Below are 15100 nucleotides of genomic sequence, written 5' to 3'. Positions count from 1 at the left end.
TTACATCTTTTATAATTATTTAATTTAGCAGACAGACTGGGCCAGTTGTCTCTTTTCCACTATTATGGTTTACAAACTAGTCAAGTCGGTTTAAACTACTAGTATGCAAAACATGCTAGTTGAAGGGAAGCGATGCACGTGGCAGCCGACGCGAACAGTCAGATGCTGAAAGGAATTTTACAAGGGTGCTTGCTTATTTTACTGGCGCGAAAAGAACAATACGGTTATGCCATCAGTGAATCGCTTGATCTTTTCGGATTTGGCGATGTCCCCAAAGGCACCATCTATCCGTTATTAATGACGATGGAGAAAAAAGGCCTGCTAGTCAGCCACATGCGCCCGTCACCGGATGGCCCGCAGCGCAAATACTATGCCGTGACGCCTTTGGGAGAAACTGCCCGCCAGACTTTTATGGTGCAATGGTCGGAACTTAAAGATCATGTCGAACAGCTTATTGCCGATCGACCGGAGAAATAAAGCAGGTTATAACGCGACAATACCGCCAGACCTAGGGGGACTTGACGATGAAAAAACAAGATCAGGCAGTTAAGAAGATGGTTGCTGAGAACAATGAATTACGTGAGCAGTTAACCAAGGAAAACCGTGAGTATTACGAGAATCTGCTGGCTTACTTACGAGGAAAATCTCTATTGCGCGATGATTATCAAGTCGAGCAAAATTTGTTAACTATTTTGCAGGACTTAATTGATGCCCAAGCGGATGGGGTTGATGCCGCTGCTTATTTTGGAAAGAATCCAGAAGCAATTGCTGATGATTTGCTGAAGACGATTCCGCTCAATCTCACTGACTTTTTCTGGTTTAATTTAAAAATGGTGTTCATGATGCTGTTTATTTTCTGGATCCCACAGTTGGTTAGACCGGTTATGATCGTTGATATCGGTATGGCACTTCTTTGTGGCATCATTGCTGTTATCGGCAGCTGGGGGGTTCTTTGGCTTCTGGCACATCACGCTTTTACGAAACACCCCCGTCTTGAAACAATCGAATTAATAGTTTATAGCGTCATTATAGTTATCGTTTTGTTTTTCATATCTGTTTTTTTTAAACCGGCTGGCGAATCACCCTTTCCTCGCAAATATCGCTTGCAGTTATCGTCTTAGGTTTAGCTATTGCTATTATTTTCCCGTTCGTCCAGCATCTAAATGAGCTCAACATTTTCTTCTACCTGTACGTTTCGTTCTACTTGGTATTGGGTTTGCTTCTGCGCCTCCCACAAACCCGGCCGTTTCTAACAGCTAAAGCCAACTTAGGTCCGTGGAAATGGGTCGTCACCATTGGTCTAGTACTCTTTTCACTCGCGATTGTGGGCTTCATTTACTGGTTTTATCAACGCCGCCATCAAGACTAACCGCTGCGTGTGGAGAGTATTGGTCTGAGAATTCGCGCCAACGGGTTTTCTAGGCCGCAAATTCAGCTACAATAGATGGCATACGTTCCAACTGAAGGAGTGACTATTTTGATCCCTAATGAAACCATCCGGCACCAGCTTCACCACCGCTCGATTCGGCAATTTAAACCGGAACAGCTTAGCCAACAAACGATCCGCACATTGCTGGATGTCGCTCAGCATACAGCAAGTTCCATGTATCTGCAGCTGTTTTCGGTTATTCATATTCTCGATCCGCAAATCCGGGCTAAAATTGCCGAGATTAGTACGCAGGCCTATTTAAACGGTCCTGGGGAATTATTTATTTTCATTGCTGACCTGAATCGCGTTGCCTCCTTGACCGCCGCTGCCAATCACCCGCTTGATCGCGTCGGGCGGATGGACAAGTTTCTCCAGGCAAGCGCCGATGCTACCTTGGCACTGCAAAATATGGTGGTGGCCGCTGAAAGCCTGGGTCTTGGAACCGTCACACTAGGCAGTATTCAAAATGATGCCCAAGCCATGATCGATTTATTGCATCTGCCGAAGTACACATTTCCATTGTTAGGCTTAGCAGTGGGTTTGCCGGCTGACCAGCCAGACGAAAAACCGCGCATACCTCAGTCGCTGGTTGCTTTCACCAATCATTATGGTGAACCGGCGCCAAAAGCAGATGTACTGAGCGACTATGATCAAACAGTGCATAATTATTACGCCACCCGTCATGGCTCCCATCGTGAAGAGACTTACACCGATCTCGCCGTGGGTGCCGGAAGCTATACCCCGGCCAAACGCGCTGATTTATTTGATGTGATGCGTCATCAAGGCTTCTTCCCTGAAAGCTAACCGTTTGTTTTTCTTTTTGGTTCACACCTATATTGTCCAAAATACTAACCGTTTGATGAGGTGATCAAGCGGTTATTGTTGTGTCTTCTGTTGAGCATTTAAAATGGATAAAGAATTATTGACCCACCAGTCAATTTTTGTTGACTGGTGGGTCAATGGCGACTATACTTCGGTTGAAATGAGCGATGATTGACTACTGTAACGAAAACATCGGTTCTCGGTTCGGTCAACGACTTGGTATCCGCACGCACCATACCGTAGAAACACGCGCTGACTCACGCTCACTTTACTTAGGAGGTTAGTCATGACAATAAATGTTATCGAACTTGACCATATTCAAAAAAGATTTGGTAAGTTTGAGGCTTTAAAAGATGTCAGTTTTACGTTGTCGTCAGGTCAGATTTTAGGCTTTTTAGGGCCGAATGGTGCTGGCAAGTCGACAACGATTCGGATTATTTTGGGGTTACTAAAGAAAACCAGTGGCTCGGTCACCGTGTTTGGCAAAGACGCTTGGCATGATGATGCTGCGATTCATCCGCGGATTGCTTACATCCCGGGCGATGTTTATCTGTGGCCGAATTTGTCCGGCGGCGAAATCATTGACTTGTTACTCCGCTTAAACGGACGCACTCATAATCAAAAAACCGATGAACTGATGCAACGATTCGAATTTGATCCGAAGAAAAAAGCTCGTACCTACTCAAAAGGTAACCGCCAGAAAGTTGCCCTCATTGCCGCCTTGTCACAAGACGCGGATCTTTATATTTTCGATGAGCCAACGTCAGGACTGGATCCGTTGAACGAGCAAACTTTTCAACAAGAAGTGCTTAAACTCAAGCAGGCGGGCAAAAGTGTTTTGCTCTCCAGTCACATTCTGTCAGAAGTGGAACGAATGTGTGACTCGATTGTGATTATTCGTGACGGCAGCGTGATTGAAAGTGGGAATCTCGCTCAAATGCAGCACTTATCGCGTTTACGTGTTGAAGTCACGTCGACAACGGCTTTGGATAGTTTGACCCAATCAACCGGTATTCATGAGCTGACCTTTCCAGAGAGACAGCACACGAAGGCCATTTTCACTGCTGATCGCGATGACCTAAGTGCGATCATGCAAACCTTGGCCAGCCACGCGATCCTGGATTTGCAAGTCACGCCGCCAACTTTGGAAGATCTCTTTATGCGATATTACGAAAAAGAAGGTGCTGATCATGCGGCACAATAATCGTCATGCTGGCTACCTATTCCGGGCTAACCTGAAGCAAAACTTCAAATTTTCCGGCATTTGGCTCGTGATTCTCATCATGATGATCATCAGTGGGGCCGCCAAATTGGAAGCAGCCTTTGCAAACGGCACGGCTGGGGCGAAGGATATCGTCAAAATGTTGCAAGCACCAGGTATGGCGGCGATGTTTGGCGCCACGCCAAAAGTTGCTACCTACCACTCGGCGATTATTTTTGCTGGCGTTATGGTTGTGTTCATGATCATCCTGCAAGCATTGTGGGTCATGCCGCTAATGATTCGCGACACGCGGGGGCAAGAAGAAAGCGGGTTACTGGAAATGGTGCGTGCACGCAATGTTGGCCGCACCGCTGCTGTTACTGCGGCTATTTTTGAATTAGTTTTTAGCAGTCTCGTTATGGGACTCACCTACTTGATCAGCCTGCTCGCCATTAAAATGGATGGTGCGACCCTTGCAGGCGACTTGCTATTTGCTTTAGGAATGGTCGTTGCTAATCTGGTTTTCGGCACAATTGCACTACTATTTGCCCAACTTGCCAATAACAGTCGGACCGCCAGCATGCTGAGTTATATGGTACTCATGATTGCTTATCTCATGCGGCTAGTCACCGATATCAACCATCAACAGCTGACCTGGCTTTCACCAATCGGCTGGTTTGAAAAAGCTAACTTTTATACCGACAACAACCCTGTACCCCTGCTTTTAGGGCTTATCGTCAGCGCATTGCTTGCAGGCGTGGCCGTCATGATCGCCCAGAAACGGGATCTTGGCACGGGGATCATTGCTGAAAACGGTGGCCGTCCGCGAGCGGCAAACTGGCTGCGCTCCATGCCTGCTTTAGTCTGGCGCACCGAACGCGGCTTGTTGGCTGGTTGGTTAGTCGGGGCCGTCGTTTTTGGCGGCGTGATGGGCAGCGTGCTCGGCGGTGTAGGTGATATTCTGAAAACCAATCCAATTTATCGAAAACTTTTAGATGTCAGCCAAATTAACGCTGCCAATCAAACCATGGTGCTTTCGTTTTTGGCGATGTACATGGGCATTTTTGTGGCTTTGGCGGTGACAGCGGGCGTTCAGATTGCCTTTCGACTCAAACATGACGATCAGCACGGCTATCTCAGCATCATTCACGCCGAAAAGCCGACCCGCATTTTAATCAGTGCCAGTTACAATGGTATGGCCTTGTTAGCTGGCGTTTTGGTGCTGACAGTTGGCTTACTCGCCTTGTTTTTCACCGGCAATCAGGTGCTGAGTCATCCGCTGCCGGCGAAGTACCTTGGTCGACTCTTTATTGGTGGCATTCCAGCTGTCTTGGCTTTCATTGCGTTAGGCATCGCCTTGTCTGGTTTATGGCCGCGCCTAAGCAGTCTTTTCTGGTTGTATATGGGCGCCGGGCTGATTGTGCAAGTCTTCCGCGGCTTATTCGATTTGCCCAAACACGCCGCCGACTTTACGCCATTTGGCTGGATTGCGGATGTCCCACTCAAAACGCTGGCTCAACCATGGCTGTCCGTGATGCTCATTAGCGCCATTATCCTAGTCATATTAGGAATGGCCGGTTACCGCAGACAGGACTTGAGCGTATGAAAAATGTCGTCAATGATCCGCAAAAAGTCACCCGAATTCTCGCAACGGCTACCACCGCTTTTGGCCAACAAGGCTTTGCTAAAACCAAAACCGATGATATTGCCGCAACGGCTGGTGTCTCTAAAGGCCTTATCTTTCACTACTTCGGTAACAAACAAGACCTTTACCTAGATACTTTTAAAACCGCGTATCATCGCATTTATGATCATATGGACCCCCATAAATGGCAGGACGCACCGGGACTAGCGACGATGATGACACAGGCCGTTAAATACGAGATGCAACTGCAGCTGAAATTTCCGGACGAATATCGCCTCATGATGCAGGCTTATGCCGACTTACCGCATTTTCCTAAACCCTTACAGCAACAAATCCAGCAAGAAACCCAGGCAATTTCGGCTGAAGCCAACCGCATTTTCCGCCAAAAAATCGAGCAACTTCCGCGCCGGGATGGTGTTTCGGTTGCTGACATTTTTAGTGTGGTTTCCGCCGTCATTGCCCAGCAAACGGCTACCACTACCCGGATGATTGCAACCGGCCATTACCGCAACTTTGATGATTTACAGGTTGTCGTGGACCAGATGGATCGTCAGTTAAAGATTATCGAGCATGGTTTTTTACCTGATTGATAGGAAAGTCGGTTTAGCTTCTGATTGTTATCATTTCGCATCGAATGGCCGCATTCAAACCTTGCAAACCAAGTCACCCACAAAAAAGCTCTGGCACGCCGCTACCGCACAAAAGCTAGCGAGTTGCCTGAGTTTTTTTACCTGTTTAACTAATCCTGACTTTTAGTAGCTTTAAAGAGTCGCAGATACAACCCAAAATTAACCAACCCAATCAGAAGCAACAAGCCAAATGCCAGCTGACTGCCGATCCCGACGTTTTGAGCATGGGTTAAACCCGGAACGGTCACGGCTGTCATCATGCCGGCCAAAACCGTGGTGCCAATTGAGCCGGTAACTTGTTGGCCGGTACTATACAGCGCATTGGCGTCGCTTTGATACTGATGTGCCATCACCTTCAGTCCATAAGCCGTACTGTTACCAAATGCCATCGAGCGGCCAATGGCAAAAATCAGGTACAGCACCGTGACCCATAGCACGCTAATATGCCGCCCCCAAATCGTAAAGCCCATCATGCCCAGTGTAAACAAACTATTGCCTAACAAGAGTGGCAGCCGTCCGCCAAAATGATCCAGCATCCACCCATATACAGGCTGACCAAGTCCATTAAACACACTGCCAGGCAACAAGATTAACCCACCGACAAACGCGCTGGCCCCATCCACGGTTTGCACGTAATTAGGCAGCAAGAAGTTAATGCCGACATTAGAAAACTGCAACAAAATGTAAGGCAAAAAGCTGTACAGGAAGCCCGCGTCATGAAAAACATCAAGCTTAAACAAAGCTTTGGCATGATGCTTTGACAGCCACAGGAAAACCAGCATGGCAACCACCACCACAAGGCCAGCAACACCGGCCAGCGCCCACGTTCGATCACTCACCCCATTTAAACCGACCGTCAGACTGATCAGCGCCACCCCCAACGCAGCAAACCGCAACCAGTCAAACGCGAATGCGGAAGTAGGCGTGTACTGCTTAATCCGCCCTTGTCCTAAAATTAATAACATTAAGGCAAACGGCAGCGTACTCCAGAAAATCATGCGCCAATCAAAAAAGTTAGCAACTGCACCGCCAAAAGTTGGCCCCAAAGCCGGTCCGATGAGAATGATTAAATTAGCAACGCCCATATACGTCCCTAACTTGCTGGTCGGCACCGTGTCCAAAATAATATTCACCATCAGCGGTCCGCACAAGCCAACACAACCCGCCTGCACCAATCGTCCGATCAGCAACACCCAGAACACCGGCGCCAATGCACACATCAAATCACCAATAATAAAGAGCAACGCCGCGGTGATAAACAATTGGCGATTGGTAAAGCGGCGTTTCATATACGCTGAACTAAGCATGACCAAAGCGGCCGCTAATAAATAACCGGATGTCACCCACTGCACGGTTGTCAACGACACATGAAAGTCATGCATCAACGTTGGAAATGTGACATTCATCGAAGTTTCCGTCAAAACGCCAAAAAACGACATTAAGGCGACAATAGTGATGACGAATAAGGCGTGGCGAGTATTCTGTTCTTTTGCTTCAATGATTGTTTTTGTCATGATCGACCCTTCTGTATGCAACTGCCGGCTCGTCAGCAAACCATGCTGGCAATTGCGTTATAGTTTCATGATAGGCCGGATTATTTTCAGTAACAACATTGAATTTCGGCTTGATTGGTGAAAATTCCGCTTTTGGATTGCGGGTTGCGATGAAAACTACTTGTGAAATGAGGTAAGATAAGGATACTTGATACAAATATTTTTATGGTTTTCGGTTATATTAATCGTGAGTGAACGTAACTGCGCAGGTTCGGTATAGAGGATGGTTCGCATGTCAACATAGTGCGTTCTTCAGTGCAAAAACCGGGCTGGCTCACGCTCACTTTCTATAACGCGTTCTCCAGCCCAAAAACCTGCACATAAGGACCTTGGACGCAATGACCAAGCCCGGGTCATCACGCCCAAGGCCGCTTATGCTCCGGTTTCTAACCGGGCTGGCTCACGCTCACTTTAGTTTAGGAGAATTTTATAATGACAATTATCTTAGTGCTTCTCGGCTTCTTGGTCGGGGCATTTATTATGACCATGGGTGGTGGCGGCGGTGCTTTTTATCTTGGTATTATGACCGGCGTTGCACATCTTTCGCCGAGTACTGCGGCGGCGACATCGCTGTTTACGGCGATTCCGGCGCTGGCGGTGGGCTGTTATAGTCACTATCGCACTGGCAATATGCGTTTTCACGCTGGCAACCGGATTCTGCTGACGGCGGTACCAGCAACCGTTGTCGGTAGTCTGGCCGCACCTTACATCCCGGAACTGGTTTATTCATGGGCGATTGCGATCATTTTCATGGTTCTTGGCGTTCAAATGTTGCGCCAATCCTTTGGGCGTAAAGCAAAGAAGACCACCCAGCCGGCATGGTTCGCCTATGTGCTTGGTATGATTAGCGGCTTAATGGTTGGCGTTGCCGGACTAAGTGGTGGCGGCCCGATTATGGCTGGTCTGATGTTGATGGGTTTGGATATGCCCCATGCCGCTGCAACCTCATCTTATGCTTTAGTAGCTTTGTCCATCATCGGTTGTTTTCTGCACGCCACTCAAGGAAAAATTGCGTGGACAGTCGGCGGCCTCCTGATGCTCGGCTCGCTGGTCGGTGCCGCAATCACACCCCGCATCCTCAATCGCTTTGACCCGCGTAAGTTGACCGCCATCTTACGTCCGCTCCTCGGTTTACTTTTGGTCGTCATGGCGATCGAACAAGTATGGTAATGATTTTCAACTTAACCATCAGTTAAAAAATTTGCCAGCAACTTGAAAACGCCGCCATTGTCTTCACTAAGAAGCACCATCATAATGAAGGTGATCAAAAGGGGTGATCATCATGCATTTAAATCAGATTATTCGCAATAAACGCCTGGCAGCAGGCTTAACTCAGGAAGCGCTGGCGCAAAAAGTCGGTGTCACGGCGCCGGCTGTTAGTAAATGGGAAAAAGGTATTTCCTATCCTGATATCACGTTGCTGCCGATTCTCGCACGCAATCTCAACACGGATGTGAATACGTTGTTGGACTTTTCGGCTGACTTAGATCCAGCTGCACTGCGTCGTTTCTATACGAAACTAACCGCAACGGCCCAAAAGGATGGCTGGAAGGCGGCAGTTGCTTTGGTTGATGAAGAACTACGCGAATATCCGTCTGTACCGCAGCTGCAAATGATGGTACCAGCGTTTCTTCAAGGTTTAAAATCTGACATCCCGACAAATGAGTGGCCAGCAGTTCGGGAGCGAATTATTCAACTTTACCAAGCAAGTGAACGACCACATTCAAGTTTGCCAGAAGCCCAGATCGCAGCGGAAGGGTTATTCCAATTCTATTTAAGCGAGCACGAATTCGATGCGGCGGAAAAGCAGCTTCAAAATCTACCATCCGAAACCGTTGCTTATCAGGCGCTGAAGCTTAAACTCCAGTTGAGCCAAGGACAGTTTGACAAAGCTTATGTTGATGGCGAACAGCTGCTTACAAGCGATTTCTCCGCCCTTACCATTGTCCTCAATTTGTTAACTCAAGTTGCCATTGCCGATCACCAACTGGCCACGGCTCAGCTTTATGTCGATACACTCCTCAAGTTTGATGCTGTTTTCAATATGTACAGTCCCTGGGCAATTGATTCACAACTACGACTCGCAAAAGCTGCCAACAAACCTAAAGAAGCCATCGCCGTACTTCAAAAGTCCATCGACAAGCTTGATCGGAAAGTTCCGGCAGTTCTAAAGCATTTACCTAAGCTTAAGCCAATCGCATCACTTACAGAAGCCCAAAAACAATTAGCCCAAAGCTTTGCTGCTGATCCGGAACTGGACTATTTAAAAGACGACCCTGAATTTCAAAAACTCATCCACCAGTTTGATGCGTAAAATACCTTTTGGCCAATTAGGCTTTTAGGAACTACCAAACTGCAAATAAAAACCTCACCGCGAATTTTCTTGTGATGAGGTTTTTTGTTTGTGCTGGCGATCCTTAATGGTTAATCTTCCCCGTACTTAAGAACTCATACAAGTACCGATTCACCAGTGGATTATGCTCGTGTAATTTACTGTGTTGCGCCTTGCTGTTGGTAATCTCCCGTTCGGTGTAACTTTTGGCACGATCTGTTACAAGGTATCGTAATGACCGGGCTGAGTTAACCGGCACGCGGCCATCCGAGCCTTTCCCAAGATTTCCATACAGGTTCAAAACCGCGGCTGTTTTGGGAAAATACTGGCGATGCTCGTACATCGGTTTGTACCGATCCGACATTGTACTTGGTCGGCCATCGCTAGCCAGCTTAATATCAAGACCACTATTCATGCCGCCCATCCCCGGAAAGCCATTGAAAGGTCCGGCAATCGTAATGAGTTTCTCCAATGCCGGCGTCCCTTTTTTATCCGGCATGAGCGACCATTCGGCCCAAGCCGTCGAACCCGCAGAATGACCGACTGCATTAAAGGCCTTAACGCCATATCGCTTCTTGACTTGTTTTAGAATCTTATCCAGCGTTGATGCATCTGGCCGGCCGCTACTAAACACCACCGCGATTAACGGATGCCGAATACTTGGCGACCACGATCCACTAACGCTAAGCTGTCCGGTGTTGGTCACCGTATATCGTAGGACTTGGCGGAATCCGGGATGTTTGCTGAGATCGTTAATCATGTCCTTTTCAGAACCATAGCCGCCACCAAAGCCGTGAACAAAAACGGTAGGCGTCTGGTAGGTTCCGGCAACCCGTTTGGTCGAAGGGGTTGCCCCGCGATTCAGCCACAGCCACGCGCCGCCGCTGACAACCAAAAAGATGCCAATGATAAGAAAGACTTTAGCCCATTTTTTCGTCATCATTCGCCTCACTTTTCCCCAGTAGTTCTTGCTTTGCATTGTACCACGCTTACCCTGATTTTGAGGTTTAAGCCTCTTAATTTCAAAATAGTTGTCAAACTTCCTTGGCAACGTCATCGCTTAATGCTATAGTGTAATAGATAGCTAATACACTAGTGAGGAGGGACACCGTGGAATTCGATGATAAGGTGCCGATTTATTTTCAAATCAAACAATATCTTTATCAAGCCATTATTACCGATCGGCTCAAATCAGGCGCGCAACTGCCGGCGGTTCGCCAACTTGCCGCCGAGTTAACCGTCAACGTCAACACGGTGCAGCGTGCGTTAAGCGAGTTAATTCAAGAAGGCGTGCTCGTGACGCGTCGGGGGCGAGGCAATTTCGTTACTGATGACATTAAAGTGCTGATCGACATGAAAAAACGCGTCATCGGCTCCGAACTTGACCATTTATACCGTCAATTAGCCGACTTGAATCTAACGGCCGACGAAATGAAGGACGCTTTTTCTCAGTATGTTGACGAACAGGAGGAACACCATGACAACTAGCATGATTTCAGCAGAACATCTTACTTATAAACGCAATCGTCACCTGATTTTGGATGATCTTAATCTCAACGTCCACCAAGGCCACTTCATCGGTTTGCTTGGTGCGAATGGAGCCGGGAAGACCACCTTGATGCGGCTGTTAAACGGCTTGGCAACCAATTTTACCGGCACCATTCAAATCGGCGCCTCAGAAAGCATTGTCGATCGCAAACAACTCAGCAGTTTCAGCGAATCACTCAAAGGTGTCAACGCCAGCCGCACCCTTCAGCAAATTGCCATCGATTATGCCATGATGTACATCGACTTTTCTGAAAAAGCGTTTGCGGAATTCACCACTGAGTATGAATTGGATTTGCACCAAAAACTCAACGCCCTTTCAACCGGGAATCGTAAAAAGTTTATCGCCGCGTTGACCTTGGCCCGCGAGACCCAGCTGTACTTGCTTGATGAGCCCTTTGAAGGCATTGACAGTATGACCCGCAAACGACTCATCAGCAATATGATCGCTTGGAAGCCCGATGCCGCCACCGTGATCATTTCGGATCATCACGTTAACGACATCGTGAATATTCTTGATGAAATCGTTGTGTTAAAAGATAAACATATTGTCGCCCATAAGAACACGGAACAGCTCCGTGCGGAAACCGGCATGAGCGTGGAAGCTTACTATGAAAGTCTGTATCAAGGAGGCAAAACCAATGACTAATACCTGGACCATGGCAAAAGTGCTGACTCGGCAACGATTTAAGACTGCGCTGAACACCTTTATCGTGACCATTGTTGCTGCTATTATCACCGCAATTTTGGTCTATTTTGGCGGTGATTCGCAACTGTCAGCACAATTCTTTTTCAGTATGCTTTCCCCTTATGTCCTGTTTGGTAGCATCTACTTATTTATCCGGCTTGCCATCAAACAAGAACATACTTGGGTCAACAATTATTACCGCGCAGTGCCGACCACAAATCTAAAGCTTTACGTCGCGAATTTATTCAGCACTGTTGCTAATTTCGCCTTTTACTGCATCATTGAAGGGCTTGTATTAGGTGGCCTGGAACTTTCCGGTCGTGGCATGCACTTGCCAACTGCTAGTGCCTGGCCAGACATTATCGAAGGCGTCATTATCATCGCACTAACTTGCCTCTTCATCTGGGCATTTGTCAGCCTCGTGCACATGTTATCCGTCACCATCATGGCGTTCTTACCAGAAACTCGGATTCGTATTGTTCAATGGGGCATTTATTTAGTCGTCATTGTTATCGCTTCATATCTATTCAATCAACTACAGCGCCTCTTGTTCATGCCGTTACACACTTACAATTTCGGTGCCGTGATCGCTGTTTTCCTCATCATCTTTACCCTCATCTCTGCTATCAACGTCTACTTACTGGAAAAATGGGTTGAAACTAAGTAACCTCACCCCATCCAAAATAATTGATTCCAAATGAAAAGCCTGTGCGACCAGTTATTGGTCATCACAGGCTTTTCGTTTGACTTCATTCGCTTGCTGCTGGCTAAGTGAATAAGGCATTTCTTCATCTATTGCAATTTAATCCAATTACGCTTCAGTTTGCGCCGCCAGTACCCAGTGCTCCGGTGCCGCCTCGACTAAGTTTGCCGTTCGTGCAATCGGTTCATGGTCAAACTGAACATGGGTCTTTTGCTGTTCAAAAATCGGATCGGCTTGTGGGACAGACGCCAGTAATGTTTGCGTATAGGGATGCAGCGGGTGGCGATACACCGCCTCGGTTGCACCTGCTTCTACGATCCGACCACGATACATGACGACAATTTTGTCACTAATGTAATGCACCATGGATAGATCATGAGCAATAAACAAGTAGGTCAACTGCTGCTCTTTTTGAATTCGCCGCAATAAGTTAACAATTTGGGCCTGAATGGACACATCTAATGCCGAGATCGGTTCGTCCAGCACCAGAAACTTGGGTTGAACGGCTAAAGCGCGCGCGATCCCAATCCGTTGCCGCTGACCGCCTGAAAATTCATGCGGAAATCGATTAATGGCGTCTGGCGGTAATCCGACCTGCGCCAACAGCTGCAATACCTGATCCATTCGTTCCTGATGCGAGCCAGCCAAATGGAAGTTATCAATTCCTTCTGCAATAATATCCGCCACTTTTTGCCGCGGATTCAGCGATGCAAACGGATCCTGAAACACCATTTGAACTTGACGCCGAAACTGCTTGCGTTCAGTACGGGAAAAATGCTGAATCGACTGATCCAAAAAGCGCACATCGCCGCCTGAAATCGGCCCGATACCAGCAATGGCGCGACCCGTGGTGGTTTTGCCAGAGCCCGATTCGCCAACCAATCCCACCGTTGTCCCCGGCTCAATTGTGAAGCTAATATGATCCACTGCTTTAATGGGCTGGCGGCCTTTATGAAACGTAACACTCAGGTCGTCAATGGTAAACAATGGTGCTGTCAAATATCGTCATCTCCTTTTACCTAAGCCCGGCTCGCGACAACGGTTTGTGGTTTTGCCGTCATGTCCGCAAAGCGATCCCACCGTTTTTGAATCGTCACTGGCGGCTGATAGCTTGGTGTGCGTGGATCAAGCAGCCACGAGCGAACAAAATGGGTAGGCGATACCTGAAACAACGGCGGTGCTTCTTTAAAGTCAATCGCCATCGCATAAGGATTACGCGGTGCAAACGGATCACCTGTGATTGGTTTACGCATATCCGGTGGCGTTCCCGGTAGCGTAAATAACTGCTCCCGCTGGTCATCCGAACTCGGAACGGCATCCAACAAGCCCCACGTATAGGGATGCTGCGGATTGTAAAAGATTTCATTGGCAGTGCCGACTTCCACGATTTTCCCGGCATACATAATCGCCACCCGATCGGCAATATTAGCCACCACGCCGAGATCATGGGTGATGAAAATGACACTTAGATCATGTTTCGCCTTCTGGGTCTTAATCAAATCCAACACCTGTGCCTGCAAGGTAACGTCCAAAGCCGTGGTCGGTTCATCTGCGACTAATACTTTCGGATGCATAATCAAAGCCATCGCAATCATTGCCCGTTGCCGTTGCCCGCCGGAAAGTTCATGCGGATACTTGCGGGCAATCAAAGCAGGATCATCAAGACCGAAATCTTGAATAGCAGCATACACCGCTTCTTTTAACGCCGCGCCATGTAGATGTTGATGTGCTTTGACACCTTCACCAATTTGACGGCCAATCCGCATGGTCGGGTTAAGGCCACTGAGCGAGTCTTGAAAAATCAAGCCCAATTCCTGACCGCGTAAATGGGTATAAGTTTTTTTGCTTGCATGTAAAAGGTCAGTGTCACCATATTGCATGACGTCTGCTTTGACCTCGGCATCCTTACCCAGTAAGCCTAATAACGCATGCGTAGTTACCGATTTGCCCGATCCTGATTCGCCGACCAATGCCAGCGTCTCGCCTTGATGCAAAGTCAGGTTGACGCCATTGACCGCATAAACATTTTCATTTGCTTCATGAAATGTCACGTTTAAATTCTTAATGGAAACAATATCAGTCATGCCGCGCCCCTTTCATGAATTAGTTTAGCCATTTTACTGCTTTGTATAAACGATTCTAGATCGCGTTGCTTGTCAGTACAAATACAAATCAATTAACGCACCACCCAGCAGGTTAATCGCTGCCACAAGTGCCAATTGACCATTTCCGGGGAGGCTGCCAAGAAAGCGACTGGTTAAAGCAGCATGCGGTCGCCGCGTGTGTAGCAGTAATTTAATGCCGACTGCAAGTAACGCTAAGCCAACTAGCAGCCAAAAAGTTTGATGCAACCCCCACAGCAAGGCCACTAACGCGGGCTCATGCGTCAGGGAAAAGCCGGTTGTTGTGACAAACAAACCGACAAATAAAGCGGTGATGACTTGCCAGGGATGTTTTTGAATCATGATGGTCCTCCTTCATACTTCTCATCGCAACTGCCTGAGCAACGGCTTTTGGGTGAAGTCTTCCTGACGAAATACTTCTCGTTGCCGG

At 47.8% G+C, this 15100-nt stretch carries 16 protein-coding genes; 11 read left to right on the top strand and 5 right to left on the bottom strand.

The features are described from left to right. The first annotated feature begins 138 nt into the window (after positions 1-138). The 6 genes from ACWP87_RS07720 to ACWP87_RS07695 all read left to right on the top strand — a co-directional run bounded on the left by ACWP87_RS07720 (position 139) and on the right by ACWP87_RS07695 (position 5687). Positions 139-477: a PadR family transcriptional regulator gene (locus ACWP87_RS07720; protein WP_014569808.1), complete on the top strand. Its 339-nt coding sequence runs from the start codon at positions 139-141 to the stop codon at positions 475-477. Positions 478-524: 47 nt separating this feature from the next. Beyond that, positions 525-1121: a DUF1129 domain-containing protein gene (locus ACWP87_RS07715; RefSeq protein WP_014569809.1), complete on the top strand. Its 597-nt coding sequence runs from the start codon at positions 525-527 to the stop codon at positions 1119-1121. A 323-nt stretch (positions 1122-1444) separates the two neighbouring features. Next, positions 1445-2233 carry an NADPH-dependent oxidoreductase gene (locus ACWP87_RS07710; RefSeq protein WP_371206769.1) on the top strand — a complete coding sequence of 263 codons (789 nt, stop codon included), beginning with the start codon at positions 1445-1447 and terminating at the stop codon, positions 2231-2233. A gap of 304 nt (positions 2234-2537) precedes the next feature. Then, complete coding sequence (locus ACWP87_RS07705; RefSeq protein WP_005685996.1) at positions 2538-3455, top strand: ABC transporter ATP-binding protein; 918 nt, start codon at positions 2538-2540, stop codon at positions 3453-3455. After that, the gene (locus tag ACWP87_RS07700; RefSeq protein ID WP_005685994.1) at positions 3442-5058 is read left to right on the top strand and encodes an ABC transporter permease; all 1617 of its coding nucleotides are present in this window, start codon (positions 3442-3444) and stop codon (positions 5056-5058) included. Before ACWP87_RS07705 ends, ACWP87_RS07700 begins: the two co-directional genes overlap by 14 nt. Further along, positions 5055-5687: a TetR/AcrR family transcriptional regulator gene (locus tag ACWP87_RS07695; RefSeq protein WP_005685992.1), complete on the top strand. Its 633-nt coding sequence runs from the start codon at positions 5055-5057 to the stop codon at positions 5685-5687. Before ACWP87_RS07700 ends, ACWP87_RS07695 begins: the two co-directional genes overlap by 4 nt. Positions 5688-5836: 149 nt before the next feature. Here ACWP87_RS07695 and ACWP87_RS07690 read toward each other — a convergent pair whose 3' ends face one another. Then, positions 5837-7240 carry an MFS transporter gene (locus ACWP87_RS07690; protein ID WP_005685991.1) on the bottom strand — a complete coding sequence of 468 codons (1404 nt, stop codon included), beginning with the start codon at positions 7238-7240 and terminating at the stop codon, positions 5837-5839. Positions 7241-7711: 471 nt separating this feature from the next. Here ACWP87_RS07690 and ACWP87_RS07685 point away from each other — a divergent pair, with 471 nt between their 5' ends. Both ACWP87_RS07685 and ACWP87_RS07680 read left to right on the top strand, forming a co-directional pair. After that, complete coding sequence (locus ACWP87_RS07685; protein WP_005685990.1) at positions 7712-8449, top strand: sulfite exporter TauE/SafE family protein; 738 nt, start codon at positions 7712-7714, stop codon at positions 8447-8449. Positions 8450-8561: 112 nt separating this feature from the next. Next, positions 8562-9593: a helix-turn-helix domain-containing protein gene (locus ACWP87_RS07680; protein WP_005685988.1), complete on the top strand. Its 1032-nt coding sequence runs from the start codon at positions 8562-8564 to the stop codon at positions 9591-9593. Between the two features lie 103 nt (positions 9594-9696). Here the strand turns inward: ACWP87_RS07680 and ACWP87_RS07675 are convergent, their stop codons facing one another. After that, positions 9697-10554, bottom strand: coding sequence for an alpha/beta hydrolase (locus tag ACWP87_RS07675; protein ID WP_005685987.1), 858 nt, complete (start codon positions 10552-10554; stop codon positions 9697-9699). Positions 10555-10721: 167 nt separating this feature from the next. Here ACWP87_RS07675 and ACWP87_RS07670 point away from each other — a divergent pair, with 167 nt between their 5' ends. The 3 genes from ACWP87_RS07670 to ACWP87_RS07660 are packed head-to-tail and all read left to right on the top strand — an operon-like array spanning position 10722 to position 12511. Continuing rightward, a complete protein-coding gene (locus ACWP87_RS07670; protein WP_005685986.1) occupies positions 10722-11099 on the top strand; it encodes a GntR family transcriptional regulator in 378 nt (125 codons plus the stop codon). Further along, positions 11089-11805, top strand: coding sequence for an ATP-binding cassette domain-containing protein (locus ACWP87_RS07665; RefSeq protein WP_005685985.1), 717 nt, complete (start codon positions 11089-11091; stop codon positions 11803-11805). Before ACWP87_RS07670 ends, ACWP87_RS07665 begins: the two co-directional genes overlap by 11 nt. Beyond that, on the top strand, positions 11798-12511 hold the full coding sequence (locus tag ACWP87_RS07660) for a hypothetical protein (protein WP_005685984.1): 714 nt from the start codon (positions 11798-11800) through the stop codon (positions 12509-12511). The genes ACWP87_RS07665 and ACWP87_RS07660 overlap by 8 nt, the downstream gene beginning before the upstream one ends. Before the next feature lie 144 nt (positions 12512-12655). Here ACWP87_RS07660 and ACWP87_RS07655 read toward each other — a convergent pair whose 3' ends face one another. The 3 genes from ACWP87_RS07655 to ACWP87_RS07645 form a co-directional block, all read right to left on the bottom strand. After that, positions 12656-13546 (bottom strand): ATP-binding cassette domain-containing protein, encoded by an 891-nt coding sequence (locus tag ACWP87_RS07655; protein ID WP_005685983.1) that lies wholly within the window; start codon positions 13544-13546, stop codon positions 12656-12658. A 20-nt stretch (positions 13547-13566) separates the two neighbouring features. Then, positions 13567-14631 (bottom strand): ABC transporter ATP-binding protein, encoded by a 1065-nt coding sequence (locus ACWP87_RS07650; RefSeq protein WP_005685982.1) that lies wholly within the window; start codon positions 14629-14631, stop codon positions 13567-13569. Between the two features lie 72 nt (positions 14632-14703). Further along, positions 14704-15012, bottom strand: coding sequence for a hypothetical protein (locus tag ACWP87_RS07645; protein ID WP_005685981.1), 309 nt, complete (start codon positions 15010-15012; stop codon positions 14704-14706). Between the last annotated feature and the right edge of the window lie 88 nt (positions 15013-15100).

The sequence above is a fragment of the Lacticaseibacillus sp. 22 genome (assembly GCF_055413445.1).
This window is presented reverse-complemented; position numbering and strand designations above follow the sequence as displayed.